This is a genomic window from Streptomyces roseirectus, assembly GCF_014489635.1.
Taxonomy (GTDB): Bacteria; Actinomycetota; Actinomycetes; order Streptomycetales; family Streptomycetaceae; genus Streptomyces; species Streptomyces roseirectus.
This window is the reverse complement of the sequence record NZ_CP060828.1, coordinates 3,139,129-3,163,995: the sequence shown is the minus strand read 5'-3', so window position 1 is coordinate 3,163,995 and position 24,867 is coordinate 3,139,129. Positions and strand designations below refer to the sequence as shown.

The 24,867-nt window shown below is 71.6% G+C and carries 20 protein-coding genes; 11 read left to right on the top strand and 9 right to left on the bottom strand.

Annotation, left to right across the window (positions count from 1 at the left end):
• Nucleotides 1–496: 496 nt before the first annotated feature.
• From IAG44_RS12895 to IAG44_RS12880, 4 genes are all read right to left on the bottom strand, one after another.
• Nucleotides 497–4,273, bottom strand: a complete 3,777-nt coding sequence (locus tag IAG44_RS12895) for a multifunctional oxoglutarate decarboxylase/oxoglutarate dehydrogenase thiamine pyrophosphate-binding subunit/dihydrolipoyllysine-residue succinyltransferase subunit (protein WP_187747272.1) — start codon at nucleotides 4,271–4,273, stop codon at nucleotides 497–499.
• Between the two features lie 237 nt (nucleotides 4,274–4,510).
• The gene (locus IAG44_RS12890) at nucleotides 4,511–5,614 is read right to left on the bottom strand and encodes a sensor histidine kinase (protein ID WP_187747271.1); all 1,104 of its coding nucleotides are present in this window, start codon (nucleotides 5,612–5,614) and stop codon (nucleotides 4,511–4,513) included.
• Nucleotides 5,611–6,351 (bottom strand): response regulator transcription factor, encoded by a 741-nt coding sequence (locus IAG44_RS12885; protein WP_187747270.1) that lies wholly within the window; start codon nucleotides 6,349–6,351, stop codon nucleotides 5,611–5,613. The genes IAG44_RS12890 and IAG44_RS12885 overlap by 4 nt, the downstream gene beginning before the upstream one ends.
• A 121-nt stretch (nucleotides 6,352–6,472) precedes the next feature.
• The gene (locus IAG44_RS12880; RefSeq protein ID WP_187747269.1) at nucleotides 6,473–7,180 is read right to left on the bottom strand and encodes a spermine/spermidine synthase domain-containing protein; all 708 of its coding nucleotides are present in this window, start codon (nucleotides 7,178–7,180) and stop codon (nucleotides 6,473–6,475) included.
• 178 nt (nucleotides 7,181–7,358) lie between these two features.
• On the opposite strand from IAG44_RS12880, the gene IAG44_RS12875 reads away from it, so the two are divergent.
• Complete coding sequence (locus IAG44_RS12875) at nucleotides 7,359–8,189, top strand: rhomboid-like protein (RefSeq protein ID WP_425508441.1); 831 nt, start codon at nucleotides 7,359–7,361, stop codon at nucleotides 8,187–8,189.
• 38 nt (nucleotides 8,190–8,227) lie between these two features.
• Here the strand turns inward: IAG44_RS12875 and IAG44_RS12870 are convergent, their stop codons facing one another.
• Nucleotides 8,228–9,235 (bottom strand): DUF5954 family protein, encoded by a 1,008-nt coding sequence (locus IAG44_RS12870; RefSeq protein WP_187747268.1) that lies wholly within the window; start codon nucleotides 9,233–9,235, stop codon nucleotides 8,228–8,230.
• Nucleotides 9,236–9,407: 172 nt separating this feature from the next.
• The gene (locus IAG44_RS12865) at nucleotides 9,408–10,061 is read right to left on the bottom strand and encodes a GNAT family N-acetyltransferase (protein WP_187747267.1); all 654 of its coding nucleotides are present in this window, start codon (nucleotides 10,059–10,061) and stop codon (nucleotides 9,408–9,410) included.
• Between the two features lie 107 nt (nucleotides 10,062–10,168).
• Here IAG44_RS12865 and IAG44_RS12860 point away from each other — a divergent pair, with 107 nt between their 5' ends.
• The 3 genes from IAG44_RS12860 (at nucleotide 10,169) to IAG44_RS12850 (ending at nucleotide 14,137) form a co-directional block, all read left to right on the top strand.
• Complete coding sequence (locus tag IAG44_RS12860) at nucleotides 10,169–10,429, top strand: hypothetical protein (protein WP_187747266.1); 261 nt, start codon at nucleotides 10,169–10,171, stop codon at nucleotides 10,427–10,429.
• A gap of 592 nt (nucleotides 10,430–11,021) precedes the next feature.
• A complete protein-coding gene (gene lon / locus IAG44_RS12855) occupies nucleotides 11,022–13,454 on the top strand; it encodes an endopeptidase La (protein WP_187747265.1) in 2,433 nt (810 codons plus the stop codon).
• A 215-nt stretch (nucleotides 13,455–13,669) separates the two neighbouring features.
• Nucleotides 13,670–14,137, top strand: a complete 468-nt coding sequence (locus IAG44_RS12850; RefSeq protein WP_187747264.1) for a MarR family winged helix-turn-helix transcriptional regulator — start codon at nucleotides 13,670–13,672, stop codon at nucleotides 14,135–14,137.
• Nucleotides 14,138–14,154: 17 nt separating this feature from the next.
• On the opposite strand, the gene IAG44_RS12845 is transcribed toward IAG44_RS12850, so the two are convergent.
• The gene (locus tag IAG44_RS12845) at nucleotides 14,155–14,943 is read right to left on the bottom strand and encodes a protein phosphatase 2C domain-containing protein (protein ID WP_187747263.1); all 789 of its coding nucleotides are present in this window, start codon (nucleotides 14,941–14,943) and stop codon (nucleotides 14,155–14,157) included.
• Between the two features lie 357 nt (nucleotides 14,944–15,300).
• Here IAG44_RS12845 and IAG44_RS12840 point away from each other — a divergent pair, with 357 nt between their 5' ends.
• From IAG44_RS12840 to IAG44_RS12820, 5 genes are read left to right on the top strand one after another with little or no spacing between them, the layout of a single operon-like run.
• Nucleotides 15,301–18,096, top strand: coding sequence for a sensor histidine kinase (locus IAG44_RS12840; protein ID WP_187747262.1), 2,796 nt, complete (start codon nucleotides 15,301–15,303; stop codon nucleotides 18,094–18,096).
• Nucleotides 18,093–18,590 carry a roadblock/LC7 domain-containing protein gene (locus IAG44_RS12835; RefSeq protein ID WP_187747261.1) on the top strand — a complete coding sequence of 166 codons (498 nt, stop codon included), beginning with the start codon at nucleotides 18,093–18,095 and terminating at the stop codon, nucleotides 18,588–18,590. Before IAG44_RS12840 ends, IAG44_RS12835 begins: the two co-directional genes overlap by 4 nt.
• Nucleotides 18,587–19,027, top strand: a complete 441-nt coding sequence (locus tag IAG44_RS12830) for a DUF742 domain-containing protein (protein WP_425508440.1) — start codon at nucleotides 18,587–18,589, stop codon at nucleotides 19,025–19,027. The genes IAG44_RS12835 and IAG44_RS12830 overlap by 4 nt, the downstream gene beginning before the upstream one ends.
• Nucleotides 19,008–19,649, top strand: a complete 642-nt coding sequence (locus tag IAG44_RS12825) for a GTP-binding protein (RefSeq protein WP_187747260.1) — start codon at nucleotides 19,008–19,010, stop codon at nucleotides 19,647–19,649. Before IAG44_RS12830 ends, IAG44_RS12825 begins: the two co-directional genes overlap by 20 nt.
• Before the next feature lie 15 nt (nucleotides 19,650–19,664).
• A complete protein-coding gene (locus IAG44_RS12820) occupies nucleotides 19,665–20,894 on the top strand; it encodes a styrene monooxygenase/indole monooxygenase family protein (RefSeq protein ID WP_187747259.1) in 1,230 nt (409 codons plus the stop codon).
• Here IAG44_RS12820 and IAG44_RS12815 read toward each other — a convergent pair.
• On the bottom strand, nucleotides 20,849–21,973 hold the full coding sequence (locus tag IAG44_RS12815) for an alkene reductase (RefSeq protein ID WP_187747258.1): 1,125 nt from the start codon (nucleotides 21,971–21,973) through the stop codon (nucleotides 20,849–20,851). The two genes, IAG44_RS12820 and IAG44_RS12815, sit on opposite strands and share 46 nt — an antisense overlap.
• An 87-nt stretch (nucleotides 21,974–22,060) precedes the next feature.
• On the opposite strand from IAG44_RS12815, the gene IAG44_RS12810 reads away from it, so the two are divergent.
• On the top strand, nucleotides 22,061–22,420 hold the full coding sequence (locus tag IAG44_RS12810) for a MerR family transcriptional regulator (RefSeq protein ID WP_187747257.1): 360 nt from the start codon (nucleotides 22,061–22,063) through the stop codon (nucleotides 22,418–22,420).
• A gap of 60 nt (nucleotides 22,421–22,480) precedes the next feature.
• Here IAG44_RS12810 and IAG44_RS12805 read toward each other — a convergent pair whose 3' ends face one another.
• Nucleotides 22,481–23,512 (bottom strand): C40 family peptidase, encoded by a 1,032-nt coding sequence (locus tag IAG44_RS12805; protein ID WP_187747256.1) that lies wholly within the window; start codon nucleotides 23,510–23,512, stop codon nucleotides 22,481–22,483.
• A 199-nt stretch (nucleotides 23,513–23,711) separates the two neighbouring features.
• On the opposite strand from IAG44_RS12805, the gene IAG44_RS12800 reads away from it, so the two are divergent.
• Nucleotides 23,712–24,845: a DNA polymerase III subunit beta family protein gene (locus IAG44_RS12800; RefSeq protein ID WP_187747255.1), complete on the top strand. Its 1,134-nt coding sequence runs from the start codon at nucleotides 23,712–23,714 to the stop codon at nucleotides 24,843–24,845.
• Nucleotides 24,846–24,867 lie beyond the last annotated feature (22 nt).

Below are 24,867 nucleotides of genomic sequence, written 5' to 3'. Positions count from 1 at the left end.
CGGCCCGGTGTGGCCCGGCCCGGCGCTGAGGGCCGCTCGGGCAGCGGGGGCGGCGGCTTCAGGGGCCGGAGGGTCGTGCAGGCGACGCGCCTGCCCCGGGGCCGGTCTTTCCGGCGGGGCCCGGGTGACTGTTCGCCGGCACGGGAGCCAGCGGCTCCGGCGCCGGGACGGGATCGGGGCCGCCGGACAGGCACCCCGGCTTGGGTCCGAGGCGTTTCCTCGGCCCGGCAGCCAGGTGTCCCCGGGCTCGGGTGGCAGGCCGGCGGAAGCGAGAGCTTCGGATGCGGGGGGCGATCCGAGCTGCGGGGGCGTCTGCCAGGCGGTCCCGGCCGCTGAAGTGGCGTCGGTCGTCTCCCGGCTCTGGCGATTCTGGGCCCCTGCTCCGGTAACTGCGGGCCTCTCACCCCCCCCGTACGCGTCAAAGAGCCCGGCCCCGAGAGATTCGCTCTCTCGGGGCCGGGCTCTTTCAGGCTGTCACCGGGACGCGGTGGTCACGTCACGCCTCGAAGACCTCGCGGACCAGCTGCTCCTGCTCCGCCTGGTGGCGCTTCGCCGAGCCGACGGCAGGCGACGAGCTGTGCGGACGCGAGATCCGCCGCAGCCGCTCCCCGTGCGGGACGTCCGCGCCGACCGCCAGGTCCAGGTGGTCGATGAGGTTGAGGGCGATGAAGGGCCAGGCGCCCTGGTTCGCCGGCTCTTCCTGGGCCCAGAGGTACTTCTCGGCGTTGGGGTACTTGGCGATCTCCGCCTGGAGCTCGGCACCCGCCAGCGGGTACAGCCGCTCGATCCGGATGATCGCCGTGTCCGTGATGCCGCGCTTCTGCCGCTCGGCGTCGAGGTCGTAGTAGACCTTGCCGGCGGTGAAGACGACCTTGCGGACGGCGTTCGGGTCGACCGAGGTGTCCCCGATGACCGGACGGAACTGCCCGGACGTGAACTCCTCCGCCTTCGACGCCGCCGCCTTGAGGCGCAGCATCGACTTCGGCGTGAAGACGACCAGCGGCTTGTGGTGCGGGTTGTGCACCTGCCACCGCAGGAGGTGGAAGTAGTTCGACGGCAGCGTCGGCATGGCGACCGTCATGTTGTTCTGCGCGCACATCTGGAGGAACCGCTCCGGGCGCGCGGACGAGTGGTCCGGGCCCTGGCCCTCGTAGCCGTGCGGCAGCAGCAGCGTGACGCCGGACGTCTGCGCCCACTTCTGCTCGGCGGAGGAGATGAACTCGTCGACGACGGTCTGCGCGCCGTTGACGAAGTCACCGAACTGCGCCTCCCACATGACGAGCGCGTCCGGGCGGGCCAGCGAGTAGCCGTACTCGAAGCCCATGGCCGCGTACTCGGAGAGCAGCGAGTTGTAGACGTTGAGCCGGGCCTGGTCCTCCGAGAGGTAGTTCAGCGGCGTGAACTCCTCGGCGGTCTCACGGTCGATGATGACCGCGTGGCGCTGGCCGAACGTACCGCGCTGCGAGTCCTGCCCGGCGAGCCGCACCGGCACGCCTTCGAGCAGCAGCGACCCGATGGCAAGGGTCTCGCCCATGCCCCAGTCGATCGTCCCGTCCTCGACCATGGCCGCCCGGCGCTGGAGCTGCGGCAGCAGGCGGGGGTGGGCCGTGATGTGGTCCGGGATGTTGACCTGCGACTCGGCGATCCGCTTGACCGCCTCGGTGGAGATCGCGGTCGGCGTGGCGACCGGGAACCCGTCCTGCGGGTCGGCGGACGCGCCGGCGGGGCCCTGCGCGGTGGCCTCGCGGACCTCCGTGAAGACCTTCTCCAGCTGCCCCTGGTAGTCCTGGAGCGCCTGCTCGGCCTCTTCCAGCGTGATGTCGCCGCGCCCGATCAGCGACTCGGTGTAGAGCTTGCGCACCGAGCGCTTCTTGTCGATCAGATCGTACATCAGCGGCTGCGTGAACGCCGGGTTGTCCGACTCGTTGTGGCCGCGGCGGCGGTAGCACAGCAGGTCGATGACGACGTCCTTGTTGAACGCCTGCCGGAACTCGAACGCGAGCCGCGCGACGCGCACGACGGCCTCGGGGTCGTCGCCGTTCACGTGGAAGATCGGCGCCTCGATCATGCGGGCCACGTCGGTGGCGTACATCGAGGAGCGCGAGGACTCCGGCGCGGCGGTGAAGCCGACCTGGTTGTTGATGACGACGTGGACCGTGCCGCCGGTGCGGTAGCCGCGCAGCTGCGACATGTTCAGCGTCTCGGCGACCACGCCCTGGCCCGCGAAGGCCGCGTCGCCGTGGATCGCGACGGGCAGGACGGTGAAGTCCGTGCCGCCCTTGTTGATGATGTCCTGCTTGGCGCGCGCGACACCTTCGAGGACCGGGTCGACGGCCTCCAGGTGCGAGGGGTTCGCGACCAGGCTGACGGTGATCTCCTCGCCGTCCAGACCGGTGAACGTGCCCTGCGCGCCCAGGTGGTACTTGACGTCGCCGGAGCCGTGCATCGACTTCGGGTCGAGGTTGCCCTCGAACTCGCGGAAGATCTGCGCGTACGACTTGCCGACGATGTTCGCCAGCACGTTGAGCCGGCCGCGGTGGGCCATGCCGATGACGACCTCGTCGAGCCGGGATTCGGCGGCGGAGTCGATGACCGCGTCGAGCAGCGGGATGACGGACTCGCCGCCCTCCAGCGAGAACCGCTTCTGGCCGACGTACTTGGTCTGCAGGAACGTCTCGAAGGCTTCCGCCGCGTTCAGGCGGCGCAGGATCCGCAGCTGCTCCTCGCGCTCCGGCTTGGAGTGCGGGCGCTCGATGCGGTCCTGGATCCACTTGCGCTGCTTCGGGTCCTGGATGTGCATGAACTCGACGCCGGTGGTGCGGCAGTACGAGTCGCGCAGCACGCCGAGGATGTCGCGCAGCTTCATCAGGGACTTGCCGGCGAACCCGCCGACCGCGAACTCCCGCTCCAGGTCCCACAGGGTGAGGCCGTGCTCGGTGATGTCCAGGTCGGGGTGCTTGCGCTGCTGGTACTCCAGCGGGTCGGTGTCGGCCATCACGTGACCGCGCACCCGGTAGGAGTGGATCAGCTCGAAGACGCGGGCGGCCTTCGTGACGTCATTGTCGTGCGAGGCGTCGATGTCCTTGAGCCAGCGGATCGGCTCGTAGGGGATCCGCAGCGACTTGAAGACGTCGTCGTAGAAGCCGTTCTCGCCGAGCAGCAGGTTCGCGACGATCCGCAGGAACTCGCCGGAGGCGGCGCCCTGGATGACCCGGTGGTCGTAGGTCGACGTGAGCGTCATGACCTTCGAGATGCCGAGCTTGTTCAGGGTGTCCTGCGAGGTGCCCTGGAACTCCGCCGGGTAGTCCATGGAGCCGACGCCCATGATGACCGACTGACCGGGCATCAGCCGCGGCACGGAGTGGACGGTGCCGAGCCCGCCGGGGTTGGTGAGGGAGACGGTGACGCCGGTGAAGTCGTCCATCGTCAGCTTGCCGTCGCGGGCGCGGCGGACGATGTCCTCGTACGCCTGCCAGAACTCGAAGAAGCCGAGCGTCTCGGCCTTCTTGATGCCGGCGACGACGAGCTGGCGGTCGCCGTTGGCCTTCACCAGGTCGATCGCGAGACCGAAGTTCACGTGGGCCGGCTTGACCAGCGTCGGCTTGCCGTCCTTCTCCGCGAAGGAGTAGTTCATCGACGGCATGGCCTTGATGGCCTGCACCATCGCGTACCCGATGAGGTGCGTGAAGGAGATCTTCCCGCCCCGGGCGCGCTTGAGGTGGTTGTTGATGACGATGCGGTTGTCGAAGAGCAGCTTCACCGGGACCGCGCGCACGGACGTCGCCGTGGGGACCTCGATGGAGGCGTTCATGTTCTTCGCGACGGCGGCGGCCGGACCGCGCAGGGTGACCAGCTCGGGGCCCTCGGGGGCTTCCTTCGAGGGGGCGGGCGTCGACACGGGAGCGGCCTTCGGCTTGGGTGCGGGTGCGGGGGCGGGCGCGGCGGCGGCCGGCTGGGGAGCCGGGGTCGCCGCCGGGGCCGCGGGAGCCGCGGGAACGGGAGCGGGTGTGGCAGGCGCCGTGGGGGTGGTCGCTGCGGCCCCCGCGGCCGCAGTACCCGCCGCAGCCGGAGCGGCCGGCTCGGCAGCCCCCGGCTTGTAGTCGGCGAAGAAGTCCCACCAGGCCCGGTCCACGGAATTCGGGTCCTGGAGGTACTGCTGATAGATCTCGTCGACAAGCCACTCGTTCGGTCCGAACGCGGCCGCGGGATTGGTACCCGTTTGGTCCGCTTCGGTCGAGGTGCTCGATCCGTTACTGGGGGACTGTGACGACACGGCGGCAACCGCCCTCTTCCGCTTCACAAGGTGATGGACAGCGGGAATAAAGGCTACGCCTCCAAGACCGAGAAGGAGAGGCCAGGCCGCCGCATCGTCGTGTAAGTCACATCTGACGCCGTGTTTCGCTGCCGGAATTGGCGGGAAACAAGCGGGGTTCCGCCCGAAACGGCTGCACTTCGCCCACGACGATGCAGGTCCGGCACCTTTACTGCCCGACGATGATCGAACTCTACGTCAACCGCTGACCGGAGACTCCCCCGGAAGGGTGACGAGAATTCGGCATCCGCGCTCCGATTCGGCCACCCCGATCCGGCCGCCGTGCAGATCCACCGCCCAGCGCGCGATCGCGAGCCCGAGCCCCGTCCCGCCGTCGCTCCCCGGACCGTGCGGACGGCGCACGGAACCCCGGTTGAAGCGCTCGAAGACGCGGTGCCACTCGGAGCGCGGGATGCCCGGACCCTCGTCAAGCACCTCAAGCTCCAGCGAGTCCGGATACGCGCCCGGCCGCGCCTTCAGCGTGACCCGGCCGTGCGGCGGGCTGTGCTTGACGGCGTTGTCGATCAGGTTGGCGACGACCTGGTGGATGCGTTCGGGGTCCGCGTGCGCGGTCAGCTCGGGCGGTGAGACGTCGAGGTGCAGATGGACGTCGGAGCGGGTGTGGCTGCCGGAGCCCGACGCCATGCCCGCGCGCGCCGAGGCGACCATGTTGGCCTCCTTCAGCACGCCCGACAGATACGGCCACACCTCGAACCGCCGCTTGCGCAGCGGGACGACGCCGTTGTCCAGCCGGGACAGGTCGAGCAGCGTCTCCACCAGCCGGCCCAGGCGCTCGGTCTGTTTCAGCGCCGTCCGCATGGTCTCGGTGTCGGCCTCGGCGATGCCGTCCACGACGTTCTCCAGGACGGCGCGCAGGCCCGCGATCGGGGTGCGCAGCTCGTGTGAGACGTTCGCGACCAGCTCCTTGCGGTGCTGGTCCTGCGCCTCCAGCTCGTCGGCCATGACGTTGATCGTCTCGGCCAGGTCGCCCAGCTCGTCGCGCCGGTTCTCGCGGACCCGGCGCGTGTAGTCGCCGTGCGAGATGGACCGGGCGACCAGGTTCATCTCGTCCAGCGGGGCGGTCAGCGAGTGGGCCACGAACTGGGTGATCAGCAGCGTCGCGATCATCGAGAAGACCATGATGAACCGCAGCTCGGTCTTCGTGTGCACGGCGATCATCGACAGCCCGGTCGTGATCAGCACCGAGATGACGACCAGGGCCCCGAGCTTGGTCTTGATCGAGAACGGCCGCATACCCGCCCAGGGCTCCCCTCTCGGCCCGCCGTCCGGCCCGGCGCTCATGGCGTCGGGGTCTCCAGCGCGTACCCGACACCGTGCACGGTGCGGATGCGTTCGGCGCCGATCTTCCGGCGCAGCGCCTTGATGTGACTGTCGACGGTACGGGTGCCGGAGGCGTCCGCCCAGTCCCAGACCTCGGCGAGCAACTGCTCGCGGGAGAGGACCGCGCGCGGCGTGTTCGCCAGGCACACCAGGAGGTCGAACTCGGTGGGCGTCAGGTGCACGTCCTCCGAGCGGACCCGCACCCGGCGCTGCGCGTGGTCGATCTCCAGTTCGCCCAGGCGCAGGATGCCCGAGCGCGGGGTCGCGGCGGCGATGGCGGCCCGCTCGACCCGGCGCAGCAGGACGTGCACGCGCGCCGCCAGCTCCCGCATGGAGAACGGCTTGGTCATGTAGTCGTCGGCGCCCACGCCGAGCCCGACCAGCATGTCGGTCTCGTCGTCGCGCGCGGTGAGCATCAGCACCGGGACGGGCCGCTGGGCCTGCACGCGGCGGCAGACCTCCAGGCCGTCGAAGCCCGGCAGCATGATGTCGAGGATCAGCAGGTCCGGCTGCCATGCCTCGGCCGTGTCGACCGCGGCCGGGCCGTCGCCCGCCGTTTGCACGAGGAATCCCTCGGCGCGCAGGCGGGCAGCGATGGCGTCGACGATCGTCGGGTCGTCCTCGACGACCAGGACGCGGCGCTGCGCGCCCGGGGTAGCTGTCGTCGTGCCGCTCTGCGAGGTGTGTGTCTGGTCCATCGCCCGCCCCTGGGGTGCTTTCCGGAATCAGTGGGGTGATCCCATGTCTGCGCATGACTGCGACCGGCGCTCGAATGATCGGCGCCAGGTGAGCAGCGTACGGGGAGTCACCATCGCTTTGCTATCCAGGCCGGACGGCGAGATGCACCACGTCCGGAACGCCTCGGGCAACCGGTACCTCTTCGGTACGCACCCGCTGGAAACCGGCATTCCGTAGGGATCCCTCGAAGTCGGGCGAGGGTTGCGCGGACCACACGGCGAGCACCCCGCCCGGTCTCAACACCCGCGCGCAGCTTGCGAGTCCGGCCGGCCCGTACAGCCCGTCGTTGCCCTCGGTGACGGTCCAGCCGGGGCCGTTGTCGATGTCCAGACACAGCGCGTCGAACGTGTCCGATGTCTCACGCAGGAAATCGAGGAGATCGGTGACGACGACGCCGGCGCGCGGATCCTCCAGCGCCGCCCCCGACACGGCGCCCAGCGGGCCGTCCGTGTGCCAGTCGACGACCGCGCGCTCGCGCTCCACGACCGTGATCCGCGACCAGGCCGGGTCGGCGGCGGCGTGTGCGAGCGAGAATCCGACGCCCAGACCGCCGATGAGCAGGGCGGGGGCCGGGCGGGGGGTGCCCTGGGCGCTCTCGTCGAGCGCCTGCCGGGCCGCGTCGATCAACAGGCGTTCCGAGCGGCCGTCCGAGGTGTCCATCAGGAAGCAGCCGTTCGCGATGATCTGGAGGAGGGGGCCGTGTCTGCGCAGGACGACCTCTCCGTACGGGCCGTCGCGGCGGTCGAGGACTTCCGGGGTGTCGTAGGGAGCGTCGTGCACGGAGGGCATCTCGTCATCCTGGCACCCCGGGGCCACGGCGGGGACGGAATTTCACCGGTCGCGGTCGCGTTCGGGGTGTGCGTGAGATTGAGAGGTTGCTGAGAATCCGCTCAGACGTGGCCTGGATCACAGACAGCGCGGGTGCGAGGCGCGAAAGGTGGGGCCGGAACGGAAGGAGCACGTCACGGTGGAACGTACCGAGACGGCTGAGGCCGGTGGAGCGGTGGAGCCTGGCGCGCTGCTGGACGGGGCGCTGTCGGACGGGGCGCTGTCGGACGGGGTGCTGCTGGACGGGATGCCGAGACAGCGGACGCCCGTTGCCGCGGTGACGCCGGTCCAGGTGGCCGCCGAGCCGGCCGGTGAGCTCTTCCGGCCGATCCCCCGCGTGTGGCGGCTGCTGCCGACGCCCACCGGGACGCCGTTCACCTTCTGGTACGCCGTCCTGCTCGGCGTCACCTCGTACGTCGCCGACACCGCGGACCCCTCCTGGGTGGACGAGGTGCTTCAGGCGTCCAGCACCGACGTCACCCATCTGGCTCAGGCGCCGGCGCTGGTGCTCGTCGCGAGCGCGCTGTGGGTCGCGGGCGGGCTCGCGTCGCCCTTCGTCGCCGTCTTCCTGCTGGTGCTGACCGCGCTGGAGCGGCGGATCGGGGGCGTGCGGACCGTCGTCGTCTTCCTCGTCGGGCACGTCGTCGCGACGCTCGCGACCGAGGTGCCGGTCGGGTTCGCCGTCCTCTTCGACCGGCTGCCCGACAGTTCGCTGCACCGGCTCGACTACGGGATCAGCTTCGGGGTCGCCGCGAGTGTGGGGGCGCTCGCCGGGTTGTTGCGGCCGTGGGCGCGGTGGCCGGTGCTGGTGGTGTTCGGGGGGCTGCTCCTCCAGGACCTCGTGAACATGACGGATCCGATCAGCAACTGGGGGCATCTGATCGCGTTGGCCGTGGGGGTGGGGATGTGGCACTGGGTGCGGCGGTGGGACGCGGAGGGGATGGAGAAGGTGGCGCCGGGGCGTGCTTGACGGGCGTTTTTGAGGGGCGGCGTTCTTGAGGGGTGCGGTCAGTCGTCGTGGACGACCGTGCCGTCCTCCAGCAGGGTCGGGTGCATCTTCGACGGGCCGTACTGGTCGACGTCCGAGGGGCGTGGGGGCTCGGGGCCGTCCGGGCCCATGCGGACGACCCTCTCGACGCGGCAGATCCGGAAGTGCCGGCCGGCGACGGTCGCCTCGTCGGCCCGGCCCGCCGCGCGGAACTCCTCGGCGGCCTCGCGGTAGTCGGACCGCAGCGCCTCGTTCTCGCCGAGGAGGAGCGGGAAGTCCTGGGTCATCGACTGGTAGAGCCAGCGCCGCGCCCCGTGCGGGGTCGCCTGGGGCGAACTGCACGACAGCCAGCCCTTGTCGTCGCGCTCGACGACCGCGAAGCCGACGGGGAGGCGGACGAGGTCGGGGTGCGTGCGCACGGCGCGGCGGGAGTCCTCCTGCGCGGCGGCGGCGAACCGGGTGCCGACGTAGGTGAACTCGCGCATGCCCAGCCGCAGCGCGCCCGCCATCGGGCCGTCGTCGCGGGTCGGGTCCAGTGCGAAGCCGAGGTCGGGGGAGGAGTGGTCCCAGCCGTCCCAGTCCAGCTCGGCGAGGTCCGGGTCGGTCGGCCTCGGGGGTTCCAGGCCGTACTCGCCGCTCCACGCGTACTCGTCGCCCCGCACGATCCGGTAGCGGACGCCGAGCGCTTCGACCTCGTTCGCGGGCTCCTTCTCCAGGACGGCGACGGCGGCCAGCAGCGCGCGGCGCTCCAGGGGGTCGTCCGTGCGGTCCTTCGCGGTGAACCACAGGTGCGAGTGGAGTTCGTCCCTGGCCATCTGCGGCATGCCGTTCACCAGTGCCGTCTGGATCCGCCAGCCGCCCTCGGCGTCCGACATCGCCACCCCGAACACCGGGCCCCTCAGCGCCATCCGGGGGTACCGCCGCGACGCCTCGACCGCGTCCGCCTCCATCACCCACGCCACGGGGTCGTCCCGCCGGACCAGCTCCGCGTGCAGTTCGTCGATACGTCGCTTCCAGTCATCGGTCATGAGCGCATTGTGGTCAGGATCGGGCGGCGGTTCGGGGGGAATGGGGAAAGTGGGAGGCAACGTCCGGCGGGGTTGGATTGCCGGGCGGGGGCGTCGGGTCGAGGGCGGAGTGTTGGGGTGAGGGGCGGGGCGTTGGGGTGAGCGGCGGGGTGTTGGGGTGAGGGGTGGCGCCTCAGGTCTTCTTCGCGCTCGTCAGGGTCGCCGTGGTCCGCCAGCCCAGCGTCTCGTACAGGGCCCGGCCGACGGGGGTTCCCACGAGGACGCCGGTGCGGGCGCCCTGGGTCGCGGCGGCGGACTGGAGCGCGCGCATGACGGTCGTGCCGAGTCCCCGGCGGCGGTGGGCGGGGCTGGTCTCTATCTGGTCGAAGACGGCCTCCTCGCCGGTGACGGCGGTCTGTCCGCCGGCCGCGAAGGAGCCGTCCGGCGCGGCGACGAGGACACGGGTGACGCCCGCGCGGGTCCAACTCCGCAGGGTGTACCCCTCCGGGGCGGCGGCTTCCGGCGCCGGGGCGAGGGATGTGGGCACGGTCGGGGTGAGGGGCGTGGTCATCAGCCAGCCGGGTTCGGGGTCCACCCACCATCCCGGGCCCAGCCAGGGCTCCACGACCGAGGGGTCCCGGAAGACCTTCAGCCACACCCCGCTGCCGGTCACCTCGCCCGCGACCTTCCGCACGGTGGCCTCGTCGGCGGCCTCCCCGAACACGTGCCGGTGGACGTGGTCGGGCCTCCCCACGTCGATCGTGAACCCCCAGGTCTCCCGCACGGGAGGGGCAGCGCCCCGCGAGACGGTCCAGCCCTCGACCCAGGCCCCCACAATGTCGTTCACGGCAACTCCGTAAGGCTCTCCACCGGCTGTGAACCCTTACCTTGATGGATCGTGATCCCCAGGTCAAGCATGATGTCCCCTCCATCACGCCCACCTCAGGGGGAACCATGGGTTTCATCAACAACGCCAAGGCCAACGAGGCGGTCCGCGTCGCCGCACAGGCATACGCCGAAGGCCGCCAAGTCCTCGTCTTCAAAATCATCGAAGCCGGCACCTCCTCCCGCTCCACCGGCCTCATGGCCGGCGTCGGCGAACAGATCGAAGCCATCGAGAGCCAGGGCTGGACCCTCTCGGACATGTCGGCGACCGAGAGCAAGACCCTCACGGGTGAGCGAGCGGCACTGGTCTGCTTGTTCCGCCGCCGCTGAGCCGGGGTTTACGGGGCGGGTTGGCCCACCGGGGCCGGCTGAGGTTCGGTCCGCCTGGGCTGTCGCCGGCGACGGCGTAACGGGCCGACCCGCGGAGTCGCGGGGCCCACGCCGGTGCACCACCCAACGGGACGCGACCGGCCGCGGTAGCGGCCTCGGCTCCAGTGGCGTCCCGCCCGGTGGTGCGCCGCTCGGCCGTCGCGGCCCCGCGGGTCGCGGCCGAGTTCCGCCTGCCGACCCAGGGTCGGGCGGCCCTCGCCGACGATCGCAGCGCTCGGACGGGTGCGGTCCGGAGGGCTCTGCACCACCCGGCGGGGCGCCGCTCCCCGCCGTGTTGGCGGGTTCACCGGAATCTCCCCGCTGGGCGCCACCGAAATCGGTCGTCGTGTTGTTGTCGTAGGTGTCGGTTGTCCGTGATCCCATCCGCGCCTCCCCCTCGTCTCGCTGGTCTCCACCGTCGCATCCGGCACTGACAACGGCTCTGGCCTGCGTGTTCTTGGTGATCGCTCACGGCGAACACGGGGTGGGGAACATTTGGGGGCTCAGGTGCATTGAGTCGGCATAGCTCAACTTGACTGCCGAAGGGGAGATCATGGCTTCGTCGTCCTCAACGCTCACTCTGCCCGTGCTGCCGCTCGACGGCGAGGTCGTTCTGCCGGGCATGGTGGTTCCGCTGGATCTGAATGACGCCGATGTGCGGGCCGCGGTGGAGGCGGCGCAGGCCGCGGCGCGGAGTGAACCGGGCAAGCCGAGGGTGCTGTTGGTGCCGCGGGTGGACGGGAATTACGCCGGGACGGGTGTGCTCGGGACCGTGGAGCAGGTCGGGCGGCTCGCGGACGGGGATCCGGGGGCGCTCATTCGTGCGCGGGCGCGTGTGAAGATCGGCGCCGGGACCACCGGACCGGGCGCCGCGCTGTGGGTCGAGGGCAACAGGGTCGACGAGACGCTGCCCGACCCGCTGCCGGGCAGCGTCGGCGAACTCGTCAAGGAGTACAAGGCGCTGGCCACCGCGTGGCTGCGCAAGCGCGGCGCCTGGCAGGTCGTCGACCGCGTCCAGGCCATCGACGACGTCTCCGCGCTGGCCGACAACTCCGGCTACTCCCCGTTCCTGACCCTCGACCAGAAGATCGAGCTGCTGGAGACGGCCGACCCGATCGCCCGCCTGAAGCTGGCCACCGCCCAGCTCCGCGACCACCTCGCCGAGCAGGACGTCGCCGAGACGATCGCCAAGGACGTCCAGGAGGGCGTCGACAAGCAGCAGCGCGAGTTCCTGCTCAGGCGCCAGCTCGACGCCGTCCGCAAGGAGCTGCGTGAGCTGAACGGCGAGACCGGCAAGGACTCGGCCGAGGAGTCCGACGACTACCGCGCCCGCGTGGAGGCCGCCGACCTGCCCGAGAAGGTCCGCGAGGCGGCCCTCAAGGAGGTCGACAAGCTGGAGCGGTCCAGCGACCAGTCCCCGGAGGGCTCCTGGATCCGCACCTGGCTCGACACGGTCCTCGAACTCCCGTGGAACGAACGCACCGAGGACGCCTACGACATCCAGGGCGCCAAGTCCGTCCTGGACGCCGAGCACGCGGGCCTGGAGGACGTGAAGGAGCGCATCACCGAGTACCTGGCCGTGCGCAAGCGGCGCGGCGACCGCGGCCTCGGTGTCATCGGCGGCCGGCGCGGGGGCGCCGTCCTCGCCCTCGTCGGCCCGCCCGGCGTCGGCAAGACGAGCCTCGGCGAGAGCGTCGCGCACGCGATGGGCCGTAAGTTCGTCCGCGTCGCCCTCGGCGGCGTCCGCGACGAGGCCGAGATCAGGGGCCACCGGCGCACGTACGTCGGCGCGCTGCCCGGCCGGATCGTGCGGGCGATCAAGGAGGCCGGCTCGATGAACCCGGTCGTCCTGCTCGACGAGATCGACAAGGTCGGCTCCGACTTCCGGGGCGACCCGGCCGCCGCCCTCCTCGAAGTCCTCGACCCGGCGCAGAACCACACCTTCCGCGACCACTACCTGGAGGTCGAACTCGACCTGTCGGACGTGGTGTTCCTCGCCACGGCCAACGTCCTGGAGGCCATCCCGGAGGCCCTGCTCGACCGCATGGAGCTGGTCCGCCTCGACGGCTACACCGAGGACGAGAAGGTCGTCATCGCCCGCGACCACCTGCTCCCGCGCCAACTGGAGCGCGCGGGCCTGAGCGCGGACGAGGTCACCCTCGACGAGAGCGCCCTGCGCAAGCTCGCCGGGGAGTACACGCGCGAGGCGGGCGTACGCACCCTGGAGCGGTCCATCGCGCGCCTGCTGCGCAAGGTCGCCGCCCAGCACGAACTGGGCGAGCGGGAACTGCCGTTCACCGTCACCGACGAGGAGCTGCGCGGCCTCATCGGGCGCCCGCACCACGTGCCCGAGTCCGCCCAGGACCCCGCCGAGCGCCGCACGGCCGTCCCGGGCGTCGCGACCGGCCTCGCGGTGACCGGCGCGGGCGGCGACGTCCTGTTCGTCGAGGCGTCCCTGGCCGACCCGGAGACGGGCGCGGCGGGGCTCACCCTGACCGGGCAGCTCGGCGACGTCATGAAGGAGTCCGCGCAGATCGCGCTCAGCTTCCTGCGCTCGCGCGGCGCCGAGCTGGAACTGCCGGTCGGTGACCTCAAGGACCGGGGCGTGCACATCCACTTCCCGGCGGGCGCGGTCCCCAAGGACGGCCCGAGCGCCGGCATCACCATGACGACCGCGCTGGCCTCGCTGCTCTCCGGGCGGCTGGTCCGCACGGACGTCGCGATGACCGGCGAGGTGTCCCTGACCGGGCGCGTCCTGCCCATCGGCGGCGTCAAGCAGAAGCTGCTCGCCGCGCACCGGGCCGGGGTGCGGACCGTCATCATCCCCAAGCGCAACGAGGCCGACCTGGACGACGTCCCGGCGGAGGTGCTGGACAAGCTCGACGTCCACGCCGTCACGGACGTCCGGCAGGTGCTGGAGCTGGCGCTGACGCCGGTGACGGTAGAGGTTCCGATGGCGGCGGTGGGGGCACCTCCCAGGCGTTAAGCACTGGGGGAGGGCGCTGTCGGATGGGCGGAGGCTCGGGTTTCCCTCGAGGAAGCCCGGCCTCCGTGTCCGTCTTGAGGGTCTTCGCGGAATCTGCACGCCGTCGCCGTCCCCTCGGAACAACTGGGGCCGTCCTCTGACAAGCCCCCTACGCCGACCTGCGAAATACTGTCCGAACTGCGGCGATGTGCCGGTGGACGACAGGGAGCACCGAAGTGAGTGACGACGGGAACGGCGGCGTGGTGGGAGGGGCCGACCGGGAGTTCCTCTCGCTGGAGCGGGAGCTGACCGTGTTGCTGCGGCGGGCTCGCGCGAACCAGGGCGAGATGGCCCGCGAGGTGCACCCGGACCTGGAGCCGGCCGCGTACGGGCTGCTCGTGCGGCTGGAGGAGAGCGGGCGGCGCCGGGCCACCGAACTCGCCGCGTACATCGGCGTCGGCAAGGCGACGATGTCCCGGCAGTTGCGGGCGCTGGAGGAGCTGGGGCTGATCGGCCGCGAGCCCGACCCCGCCGACGGCCGGGCCTGGCTCGTCGAGCTGACCGAGGAGGGGCGGCGCAGGGTGAGCCGGGTCCGCGAGGCGCGCCGCGCGATCTACGTCAGCCAGCTCGCCCACTGGGACCGCAAGGAGGTCGCCGAACTGGCGCGGCTGCTGGCCGAGTTGAACCAGGTGATGGAGAAGTAGGGCGCGGTGGACGGGGGTTACGGCTCCACGTAGACGGCCGTCGCGTCGTCGTGCGTCTTGGCGCGGCCCAGGAACATCCGCGCCTCGGCGTCGGACGTCTCCAACTCCCGCACCCGGCGCACGAGTCCGCCGGGGCCCGCCTTGCGGACGTACGCGGGCAGGTCGGCCCAGTCGCCCTCGTGGAACGTCTCGACCCACCGGCCGGCCCCGTCCGTCAGCCCGAGCAGGGAGTGGACGTCCGCGCGCGCCACGCGCCCCGTCACCGCGCGGGCGGCCACGGACGGGTCGGCGGCGGCGGTGAAGAAGCCGCCCTCCTTGTTGCGGGCGCGCGCGTCGGCGACCTCGTCGGAGACGAGCAGTGCGCGGGGCAGGCGGGCGAGGCGGTCGTCGAGGACCGGGGTGACCGTGCCGTCGGGGGACTCCAGGAGGAGCGCCGCGTCGGAGAGGACGAGATGGTCCACGTGCCGCTCGTCCCACCGGGCCAGGGCGACCGTCGCCTGCGGTGTGCGTGGGTGAGAAAGGTCACAGGTTTGTGAATGGGAGGTCGCGGTTCGGTCGATCGCCAGGGACAGCGCCTCGGCCAGCGGAACATCCCGGCGAGAAGCGGTCAGTTCGGTCAGCGCTCCGCCGAGCCGCGCGGTGTACCAGGGGACCGTGTGCACGCAGCCGGTCGGGCCGCGTGGCGGCGTCACGCCGTCCAGCACGACGAGCACGCCCCCCTGTCCGGCTGCGGGAACGGCGAGCGCGGCGAAGTCCTCGTTGGGGCGGGCCGGATCGCCCGGCTCGGACACAAGTTCCGTACGCATCCCGCCAGTCTGCACATGCGCGCGCATACAGCGGGTGAACGGCTCGCCGTGATCGTCCCGTTGGCGCTTCTTTGCAGGTCAGCGGGGTGATTTGGGTGGGAATCGGGTGCTCGGGGAAGGCGTGGCGGCGAATGGTGTCAAAGCCCGGCGCCCGCGTCCAACCGGCCCGCTGCGCGACGCGCCCGCGCGCGACGGCGGAACTTGCCCGCCAACTCCCCTCCGATGTTCACTCCTTCGGGTGGCGGGTCAGGTGATGAGCGCTTCCCGCCCACCGGCACTGGGAGGGTCGGGGACCGTACCGGTTGTGCGCTGTTGTTGACCGAGCGTCATCCGGTCCCATGGGTACACGAGTCAGGAATGCGAGCACCGGTGCAGAAGACGCGGCCTCGGCGCACAGAACAGTCGGCCTCCGGGGCCTCGGGTGCGGCGGGCACTTCAGGTGCTTCGGGCGTGCAGCCGCAGCCGCCCGTCGGCAAGGGCCGTCCGACCCATGTGCGCAACCGGCTGATCATCGCCGTCGCCGTGGTCGCCGCCGCGATCGGCGCGGCCGGTACGCCGTCCGTGCTCGCGCTCTCCGCCGAACTCAAGGACTCCCAGGACCTGGTGACGCTCGCCGAGCGGACCCAGGACGCGCTGGTCCTCGCGCACTCCCTCGCCGACGAACGCGACCAGGTCACCGCCTACCTCGCCACCGGACGCGACAAGGAACACGCCCCGGACACCCAGATCACCGCGCGCGTCGACCGCCAGATCACCGACCTGCGCGCCGCCGGCAACCTCCCGCCCGCCGTCGCCGGCATCGCGGCCGTCCGCAAGAACGCGCTCGACGGGAAGAGCACCCCGCTCCAGGCCCACGACGCCTACAGCGAGACCGTCACCGAACTGCACCGCCTCGCCGAACGGCTCGCCCAGCAGACCCCGCCGCGCGCGGGTGAGGGTGCCTACGCCCTCGCCGAACTCGACTCCGCCGTCCAGCAGGCCGCCGCCGCACGGGGGTTGCTGGTCGCCGCGCTCGACGTCCCGGCCGGCGACGGCTACGACACCTCCGGCTCCGTCGAGTTGCGCGACGCCCTCAGCGCCGCCGCCCAACAGGCCCGCGTCCGCTCGGACTCGGCGCTCGCCGACTTCCGGGAGACGGCACCCGAGCGGATGGTCGACGCGTACGAGTCGACGGTCACCGGGGGCGAAGCGGACACCGCCGAGCGGTACTTGGCCCAGCTCACCGACCAACCCTCCCTCAGTGAACGGGACTTGACGGCCGCTCCCGACGAGGTGGACGCCGCCCTGTCCGCCCGCATCGAACTGATGCGCGGCGTCGAGGCGTCCCTCTTCGACCGGCGCACCAAGGAATTGGCCGCCCTCCGCGACGACGACGTCACCTCGCTCGAACTGCGCGTCGCGCTGCTCGGCGCGCTGATGCTGGTCGCCGTCGGCGTCGCCACCGGCATGGCCCGCAGCCTCACCCGCCCGCTGTCCGCCGTCCGCCGGGGCGCCGCACGGCTCGCCGACGCGGACGACCCCGGCGCCGAGGAACCCGTCAAGTTCACCGGCCGCAACGACGAGTTCGCGCAGGTCGTCCGGTCCGTCAACGCCCTCCACGCGCACGCCGCCGGGCTGTACGAGCGGATCGGGACCCTGGAGGCCGACCGCAAACACCTCGTCGGGCAGCGGCAGAAGATGGCCGACGCGCGCGAGGAGCTGCGGGCCGAACTCGACGCCGTCACCGGGCAGTTGGAGCGGCTGCGGGCGTCCATCGGATCGACCTTCGTCAACCTCTCGCTGCGCACGCTCGCCCTCGTCGAGCGTCAACTCGCCGTCATCGAGGGGCTGGAGGAGCGCGAGCAGGACCCCGAGCGGCTGGCCACGCTCTTCAAGCTCGACCACTTCGCCACCGTCATGCGGCGCCACAGCGAGAACCTGCTCGTCCTCGCCGGGGCCGAGCACGAGCAGCAACACCCCGGCCCGGTACCGCTGGTGGACGTCGTGCGGGCCGCCGTCTCCGAGATCGAGCGCTACGACCGGGTGCGGATCTCGTCCCTCCCGGCGCACGCCCACATCGCCGGGTTCGCCGCCGACGATCTCTCGCATCTGCTCGCGGAGTTGATGGAGAACGCGACGTCCTTCTCGCCGGCCGAGCTGCCCGTCGAGGTCTCCGGCTGGCTCCTGGAGAACGGCGACGTCATGCTCTCCGTCCAGGACGAGGGTGACGGTATCGAGGCCGGCCGTCTCGACGCGCTCAACGCGCGGCTCGCCGAGTCCGACCCCGAGGTGCCCTTCGAGGGCGAGGAAGGGCTCGGTCTCTTCGTCGTCTCCCGGCTCGCCGGGCGGCACGCCGTGCGCGTCCGGTTGAGGGTGCGGAAGAAGTCCGCCGGGACCGCGGCCGTCGTCGTCGTGCCGACGGGGGTGCTGTCGCCGGCGCCGTCGGGGGGTGGGACGGCTTCCTCGCCGGGGGCTGTCGCCGCGAAGGCCGTTTCTCTGCCGGGGGCCGATGCCGAGGTCAACTCCCATGTCATCGGGGTGCGTTCGCGGGGTGGGGATCTCGCGGTCGAGCTGGCGGAGCGGGCGATCCGTGCGGCGGGGGGCGGGGTTCCGGCTGACGCCGGTGAGGACGCCGGTGCTGTCGAAGTCGAGGACGTCGTCGGGGGTGTTGACGAGGGCGTCGATGAACACGCCGCGTCCGCGGAGGCCGACGGGGACGAGTCCGATGTCGTCGCCGAACGTCCCGTGGCCGAACCTTCCGTCGTCGCTGAAGCTCCCGTCGTCGCCGAGTCTCCCGTCTCCTCCGAGACGACCATGGCCCTCCTGCTGCCGTCGGCGCCGCGCGGCGAAGTCGACCCCGAACCGGAGCCCGAGCCCGAGTCCGAGCCCGCTGAGCAGGTCACCTCGAAGGGGCTGCCCAAGCGGACGCCGAAGGTGACGGCTCCGGAGGAGACCGTGCGGCCGAAGGTGGGCGGTGTCGACGCCGAGGCGCTGCGGAAGAAGCTCGGGGGGTTTAGGCGGGGGGTCGCGGCCGGATACCGGGACGCCGAGACGGAGTCCGGCGGGGGACCGGCCGAGGGTGAAGTGCCCAGGCAGCGCGAGGCAGTTCGGCGTCACAGTCATGGCGTTGCCGGGGAAGCCACGGGGGGCCCAGCCGAGGAGGCAAGTAGTTGACCGCGCCCAGTACCTTCGGACTGAGCAGTGAGGCCCGTAACCTGCACTGGCTGTTGAACAACCTGGTGGAGGAGGTGCCCGGCATCCAGTCGGTGGCCGTCGTCTCCTCCGACGGCCTGCTGCTGCTCTCCTCCGATCCCGGCCTCAACGCCCAGGCGAAACAGGAGAGTTCACGCAAACCCGGCGGCCCCAGAGGCTCCGCCGCCGACCTCGCGACGATCGTGTCCGGCATCGGCAGCCTGACCCTGGGCGCCGCCCGCCTGATGGACTTCGGCGGCGTGAAGAACACCATGGTCGCGATGGACGACGGCAGCCTGTGCGTGATGTCGATCAGCGACGGCTCCCTGCTCGGCGTCCACGGCAACGCGGAGTGCGACATGAGTATCGTCGCGTACCACATGGCCCTGTTCGTGGGGCGCGTCGGCCACGTCCTGACGCCCGAACTCCGCACGGAACTACGGAAGTCGCTGGAGGCGGAAGGGAGCGTCCGGTGACCAGGAACCAGCTCCCGGTGCGCGGCGCAGGGCTCCCCCAAGTTCTCGGCTCCGCTCGAACAGGGAGGTACCCCCATCCCGCCCGGGTCCGCCCCTACTCCCTGACCGGCGGACGCACCCGCTTCGGCCACGTCCTGCTCGTCGAGACCTTCGTCGCCGCCCTCGAAGCACCCGAGGAACACAAGGAGTTGACGAGCCGTCAAGACCCCAGGGTCCTCCCGGAGTTGGCGGCCATCGTCGAACTGTGCCGCCGCATGCGCACCGTGGCCGAGATCGCCGCGCTGCTGCGCATGCCGCTCGGTGTGGTCCGCGTCCTGCTCAGCGACCTCGCCGACCAGGGAAAGATCCGTGTGCACGGCACCGGTACCGCTCACGGTACGGGCCGTCCCGACCGCGCTCTGCTGGAAAGGGTGCTGAGTGGACTCCGTCGTCTCTGATCACATATCCGCCGGGGAAACCTGGGGAGTTGATCCCGACGAGAACCTGAAATCCTGGCAGACGGACCGCACCCGCGCCCCCGTCGCGACGAAGATCGTGGTGGCCGGCGGCTTCGGCGTCGGCAAGACGACCCTCGTCACCGCCGTCTCGGAGATCACGCCCCTCCAGACGGAGGCGCTGATGACCCAGGCGTCCGCCGCCACCGACGACCTGAGCGCCACCCCGGACAAGCTCACGACCACGGTCGCCATGGACTTCGGCCGCCTCACGCTGGACGACGACCTGGTGCTGTACCTCTTCGGCACCCCCGGCCAGCAGCGGTTCTGGTTCATGTGGGACGACCTGGTGCGCGGCGCGATCGGCGCCGTCGTCCTCGCCGACACCCGCCGCCTGAAGGACTGCTTCCCCGCGCTGGACTACTTCGAGAGCTACGGACTGCCGTACGTCGTCGCCGTGAACCACTTCGACGGCACCGAACGCTACGAACCCGAGGACGTCCGCGAGGCTCTGACGATCCCTCAGAAGGTCCCGGTCGTCGTCATGGACGCCCGCCGCCGGAACACGGTCATCGAGACCCTGCTCACCCTGGTGGCCCACGCGCTCGACGAAACACCCGAATAGGAGCCCGAGTTCAGCATGCGGAAGATACTCGTCGTGGGGGCCGGCCAGTCCGGCCTCCAGCTCGCCCTCGGCCTGCAGAAGCACGGCTACGAGGTCACCCTGATGTCCAACCGGACGGCGGACGAGATCCGTTCGGGCCGCGTGATGTCCACGCAGTGCATGTTCCACACGGCCCTCCAGCACGAACGCGACCTCGGGATCAACTTCTGGGAGAGCCAGGCACCCAGGATCGAAGGGCTCGGAGTCTCCGTCGCGGGCCCGTCCGGCGAGCGCCTGATCGACTGGCTCGGCCACCTCGACGGCCACGCCCAGTCCGTCGACCAGCGCCTCAAGATGGCGGGCTGGATGGAGACGTTCGCCCAGCGCGGCGGCCAACTCGTCATCCACGGCGCGGCGGTCGGGGACCTCGACTACTTCTCCCGCACCTACGACCTCGTCCTCGTCGCCGCCGGCAAGGGCGAGTTGGTGTCGATGTTCGCCCGCGACCCCGAGCGCTCCCCGTACGACACCCCGCAGCGCGCCCTCGCCGTCGCCTACGTCCACGGCCTGGGCCCGCGCCCCGAGCACCCGGACACCGAGGCCGTGCGCTGCAACCTGGTACCGGGAGTGGGGGAGTTGTTCGTCATGCCGACGCTGACGACCTCCGGCCGCGCGGACATCCTCTTCTGGGAGGGCGTGCCCGGCGGCCCCCTCGACGTCTTCACCGGCGTCCAGGACCCCGCCGAACACCTCAACCTCACCCTGGAGTTGATGAAGACGTTCCTGCCCTGGGAGTACGACCGGGCCAAGGACGCCGAACTCACCGACGCGGGCGCCACGTTGGCCGGCCGCTACGCCCCCACCGTCCGCAACCCCGTCGGACACCTGCCCGGCGGCGGGCTGGTCCTGGGTGTCGCCGACGTCGTCGTCGCGAACGACCCCATCACCGGCCAGGGCTCCAACTCCGCCTCGAAATGCGCCGCTTCGTACCTCTCCGCGATCCTCGACCACGGGGAGAAGGAGTTCGACGAGGAGTGGATGCGGGCGACGTTCGAGCGGTACTGGGACACCGCCCGGCACGTCACCAAGTGGACCAACGCGATGCTCGCGCCGCCGCCGGAGCACGTCGTCGACCTCCTCGGCGCGGCAGGGCAGTTGCAGCCGGCCGCCGACCGGTTCGCCAACGCCTTCGACAACCCCGCCGACTTCGAGGACTTCTTCTACGAGCCGGAGCTGACGGCGGCGTACCTCGCGTCGCTGGCCTGAGCCAGCGTCGGGTAGTCGAGGTAGCCCCGCTCGCCGCCCGTGTACATCATCAGGGCGCCTTGCACCTCGTTGAGCGGGGCGCCCGTGCGCAGGCGGGCGACGAGGTCCGGGTTGGCGAGGAACGCGCGGCCGAGGGCCACCAAGTCGGCGCCGTGCGCGAGGAGTTGTTCGGCCGCCGCCCGGCCGCCGTCGGCGGGGAGCGCCGGCCCGAGCGCCGGGTTCCCGACGAGGGTGCCTGGCCACAGGGCACGCAGGCGTGGGAAGAGGGGGTGGTCGTGGTTCATCGTGACCAGGTGCAGATAGGCGAGGCCGTCACCGGCGAGCGTCGCGAGCAGGGCCGGGTAGAGGGTGTCGGTGTCGGTCTCCTCGATGCCGTTGACGGTGTTGCCCGGTGAGACGCGCAGGCCCACCCGCTCGGGGCCGATCGCCTCGGCGACCGCGCGCGTGACCTCCACGGTGAAGCGGACGCGGCGCTCGGCCGGGCCGCCGTACTCGTCCGTGCGGTGGTTGGTGTTCGCGGCGAGGAACTGGTGCAGGAGGTGGCCGTTGGCGGAGTGCACCTCGACGCCGTCGAAGCCGGCTTGTCGCGCGTTGCGGGCGGCCTGAGCGAAGTCGGCGACCGTCGCCCTGATGCCGGCCTTCGTCAACTCCCGTGGGGTGACCGAGGGTTGGCGGCCGGTGGAGGTGTGGATCGACTCCGGGAGGGGGACCGGGGACGGGGCCACGGGGACGTGCCCGCTGTTCGCCGGGTGGCCCACCCTTCCGCCGTGCTGGAGCTGGAGGAACATGTGTCCGCCGGCCGCGTGGACCGCGTCCGTGATCCGCCGCCAGCCCTCGATCTGGGGGCGGGTGTGGATGCCGGGGATGTTCGGGTACGTCTGGCCCACCGTGTTCGGGGTCGTCGCCTCCGCGATGATCAGGCCGGCGGAGGCGCGCTGCGTGTAGTACGTCTCCATCAACTTCGAGGGGACGCCGTCTGGTTGGGCTCTGTTGCGGGTCAGAGGGGCCATCACCAGGCGGTGAGGGAGGGGGAGTTGACCGAGGTGGGTGGGGGCGAGGAGTGGGGTGGTCGGCGTCATGCCGGTACCGTAGAAGTTGACACTGGTGTCAGATTCAAGCGTGCCGGTTCATGGGTTCCTGTTCTGGCGCGGGGAGGTGAACGTCGGGTGCGGATCGGGGAGTTGGCTCGGCGCAGCGGGGTGAGCGAGCGGTCGTTGCGGTACTACGAGCAGCAGGGACTGCTGGTCGCCGCGCGGACGCCGGGCGGGCACCGGGAGTTCGGCGAGTGGGCCGTGGACCGGGTGATCCGGGTGCAGGCGCTGTACGCGGCCGGGTTGAACAGTGCCACCATCGCGCGGCTGCTGCCCTGTATGCGGGACGCGGACGGGGGGCCCAGTGCGGCGGCGGACGGGAAACTGGTGGAGGAACTGGTCGCCGAGCGGGCGCGGATCGATCGGCTGATCGCTGAACTCGCCCTGTCGCGTGAGGTGTTGGACGAGGCGATCGGGGCGGCTTCGGGGGAGTGAGGGGGTGAGGGGGGATGAGGGATCGGAGCGGGTGCAGGCGGCTGGGCCGGGTGCAGGGGGTCAGGTCGGACGTACTGCTCCCAGTACCGGGTCCGTGGCGATGGGGGTGATCCTCACCCGGCCTCCCGGGCCCGGTGCCTGGACGACCCTGCCCTTGCCGACGTACACCGCGACGTGCGTCGCCTCCGGGTGGTACACCACGAGGTCTCCCGGGCGCAGTTCCTTCAGGGGGACCCTCGGCAGTCTCGTCCACTGCTCCTTCGCCGTGCGCGGGATCCGGGCGCCCGCGCGGCTCCAGCTCCCCGCCGCCAGACCGGAGTTGTCGTACGAGTCCGGCCCCGCCGAACCCGTCTCGTAGGGCTTGCCCACCTGGTCCAGCGCGTGGCGCACCGCCTGCCGGGCCCTGGGGGGAGCGGGTGTGTCGGTCTCGGGGAGCCCGGTGGCGGACATGAACTCCTTTTGCCGCTGGTCGACTTGGGTTTGTTCCAGCCGGGCCAGGCGGGTGAGCTGTTCGGGGGTGAGGGAGACGAGGAGCTTCTGGACGTCGTCCAGGCGCTTGCGGACGTCGTCGCGGGCCTTCTTCTTGGCCGCGGTGAGGGCGAGTTGGGCGTCCAGGGCGGTGCGGGCGGCGCGGGAGAGGGCGGCGCGGCGGTGTTCGTCCTGGGCGAGACGGGTGGTCGCCGAGGCGCGGTCGCGGGCCAGCTGGCCGATGATGTGGCCCTCGTCCAGGGCGTGTTGGGGGTCCTTGGCGAGCAGGAGGCGGACGTACGGGGAGATGTCCGTGCGGGACTGGTACTGCTGGCGGGCGAGACGGCCGGCGGTGTCCCGGCTGTCGTCCAACGCGAGGCGGGCGCGCACGAGTTCGCCGTCGAGGCGGCTCAGCTCCGTCTGTCTCGCCTTGAGCCGCACCTCCGTCGCGTTGTACGCCTCCGTCGCCGACTCCGCTTCCCGGTACAGCCGCTGAAGCTCCGTCAGCAACTCGGCGACGGGCCGCTCGGCGGGCTCCGGCACACCCACCGCGGCCGACGGGGTGAGGACGACCTGCGTCGCCAGCACCGTCGTGCACACCAGGCGCAGCACGCGTCCTGACATCTCATCACCTCCGCCGGGGACGGCGCGTCCGTCCCGCAGGCCGAGCATCGGCGGTGCGGCGGGACGGCGCGCGCCGAGCGTGCGCGGTTCGGCGGAACGGGGTCACTCGTGCGCGTCATCGGGGGGGTGGGGGCGGCGTGGCGGGTGGCCAGGGGGTCCGTGTTGACCTTCGAGTCGGTCGAAGGGTCACGATGGCGGGGTGCCGGACAGTGAACTGATGCCGATCGGGGTGTTCGCCCGCCGTACCGGGCTGACACCGAGTGCCCTGCGTTTTTACGACGACTCCGGGGTGCTGACTCCCTCCGAGGTAGCCCCTGACACCGGCTACCGGTACTACGGGGCGGACCAGGTGGAGCGGGCGAGAGCGGTGCGCCGGCTGCGGGAGCTGGGGATGCCGCTGACGGAGGTCGCGGCGGTGCTCGACGCGGGTGAGGGGGACGGCGTCCGGCTGATCGACGAGCACGTGGCGCGGGTCCTCGGGGACGCGGCGGAGGTGCGGCGCAGGGCCGTCTCGGTCAAGGCGTCGCTCGCGGGGGCACTGAGCGCGGGGGTGCCGAGCGCGGGGGTGCCGAGTCTGCCGGTCGCCGTGCTGAAGGGGCCGGTGCTGGCCGACGCCGTCGAGCAGGTGCTGACGGCGACCGTGCGGGAGCCTGGGCTGCCGGTGCTCGGCGGGGTGCGCGTCGAGGCGACGGCGGAGGCGTTCATCCTGACCGCCACCGACCGGTACCGGCTCGCCACCCGGACCCTGGCCCCCACCGAGGGGGCGGCCACGGACTGGGCGGCCACGGTCGACGGGGACGAGCTGCGGGCCGTCGTCGCGGAGATCCGGCGCAGTGCCGTCGTCCGGGTGGAGGCGGGGCCCCACGGGGTGCGGCTGCGGATGGCCGGGCGGGAGGACCGGTACTGCGCCGTGCTGGCGGCGGAGTTTCCCGACCACAGGCTGATGCTCGCGTCGCTGCCGGAGGTGGTGACGCGGGTGACGGTGGCGAAGGGGGAGCTGCTGGGGGCGTTGGGGGAGCAGGCGGGGGAGCGGGTGGTGCTGGGGGTCGGTTCGCGGGGCGTGGGGGAGCCGGGGGTGGGGGACGTGGGAGTTACCCCGCACGTCCTACGGGTCCTCCCGCCCGGGGACTACGGGTCCGGCGTACCGCTCCCGGCACACGTGACGGGCCCGGCCCTGCGAATCACCTTCGACGTCACCACCCTCTACCCGGCCGTCAGCACCGCGATCGGCCCGGATGTGCTGCTCGACCTGCGGGGACCAGACCTGCCCGTCACGATCCGGTCGGCCGACCGGGGCGACCTCACCACCCTCGCCATGCCCGTACGACCCTGAGGAGCACCCCGTGACCACCCCC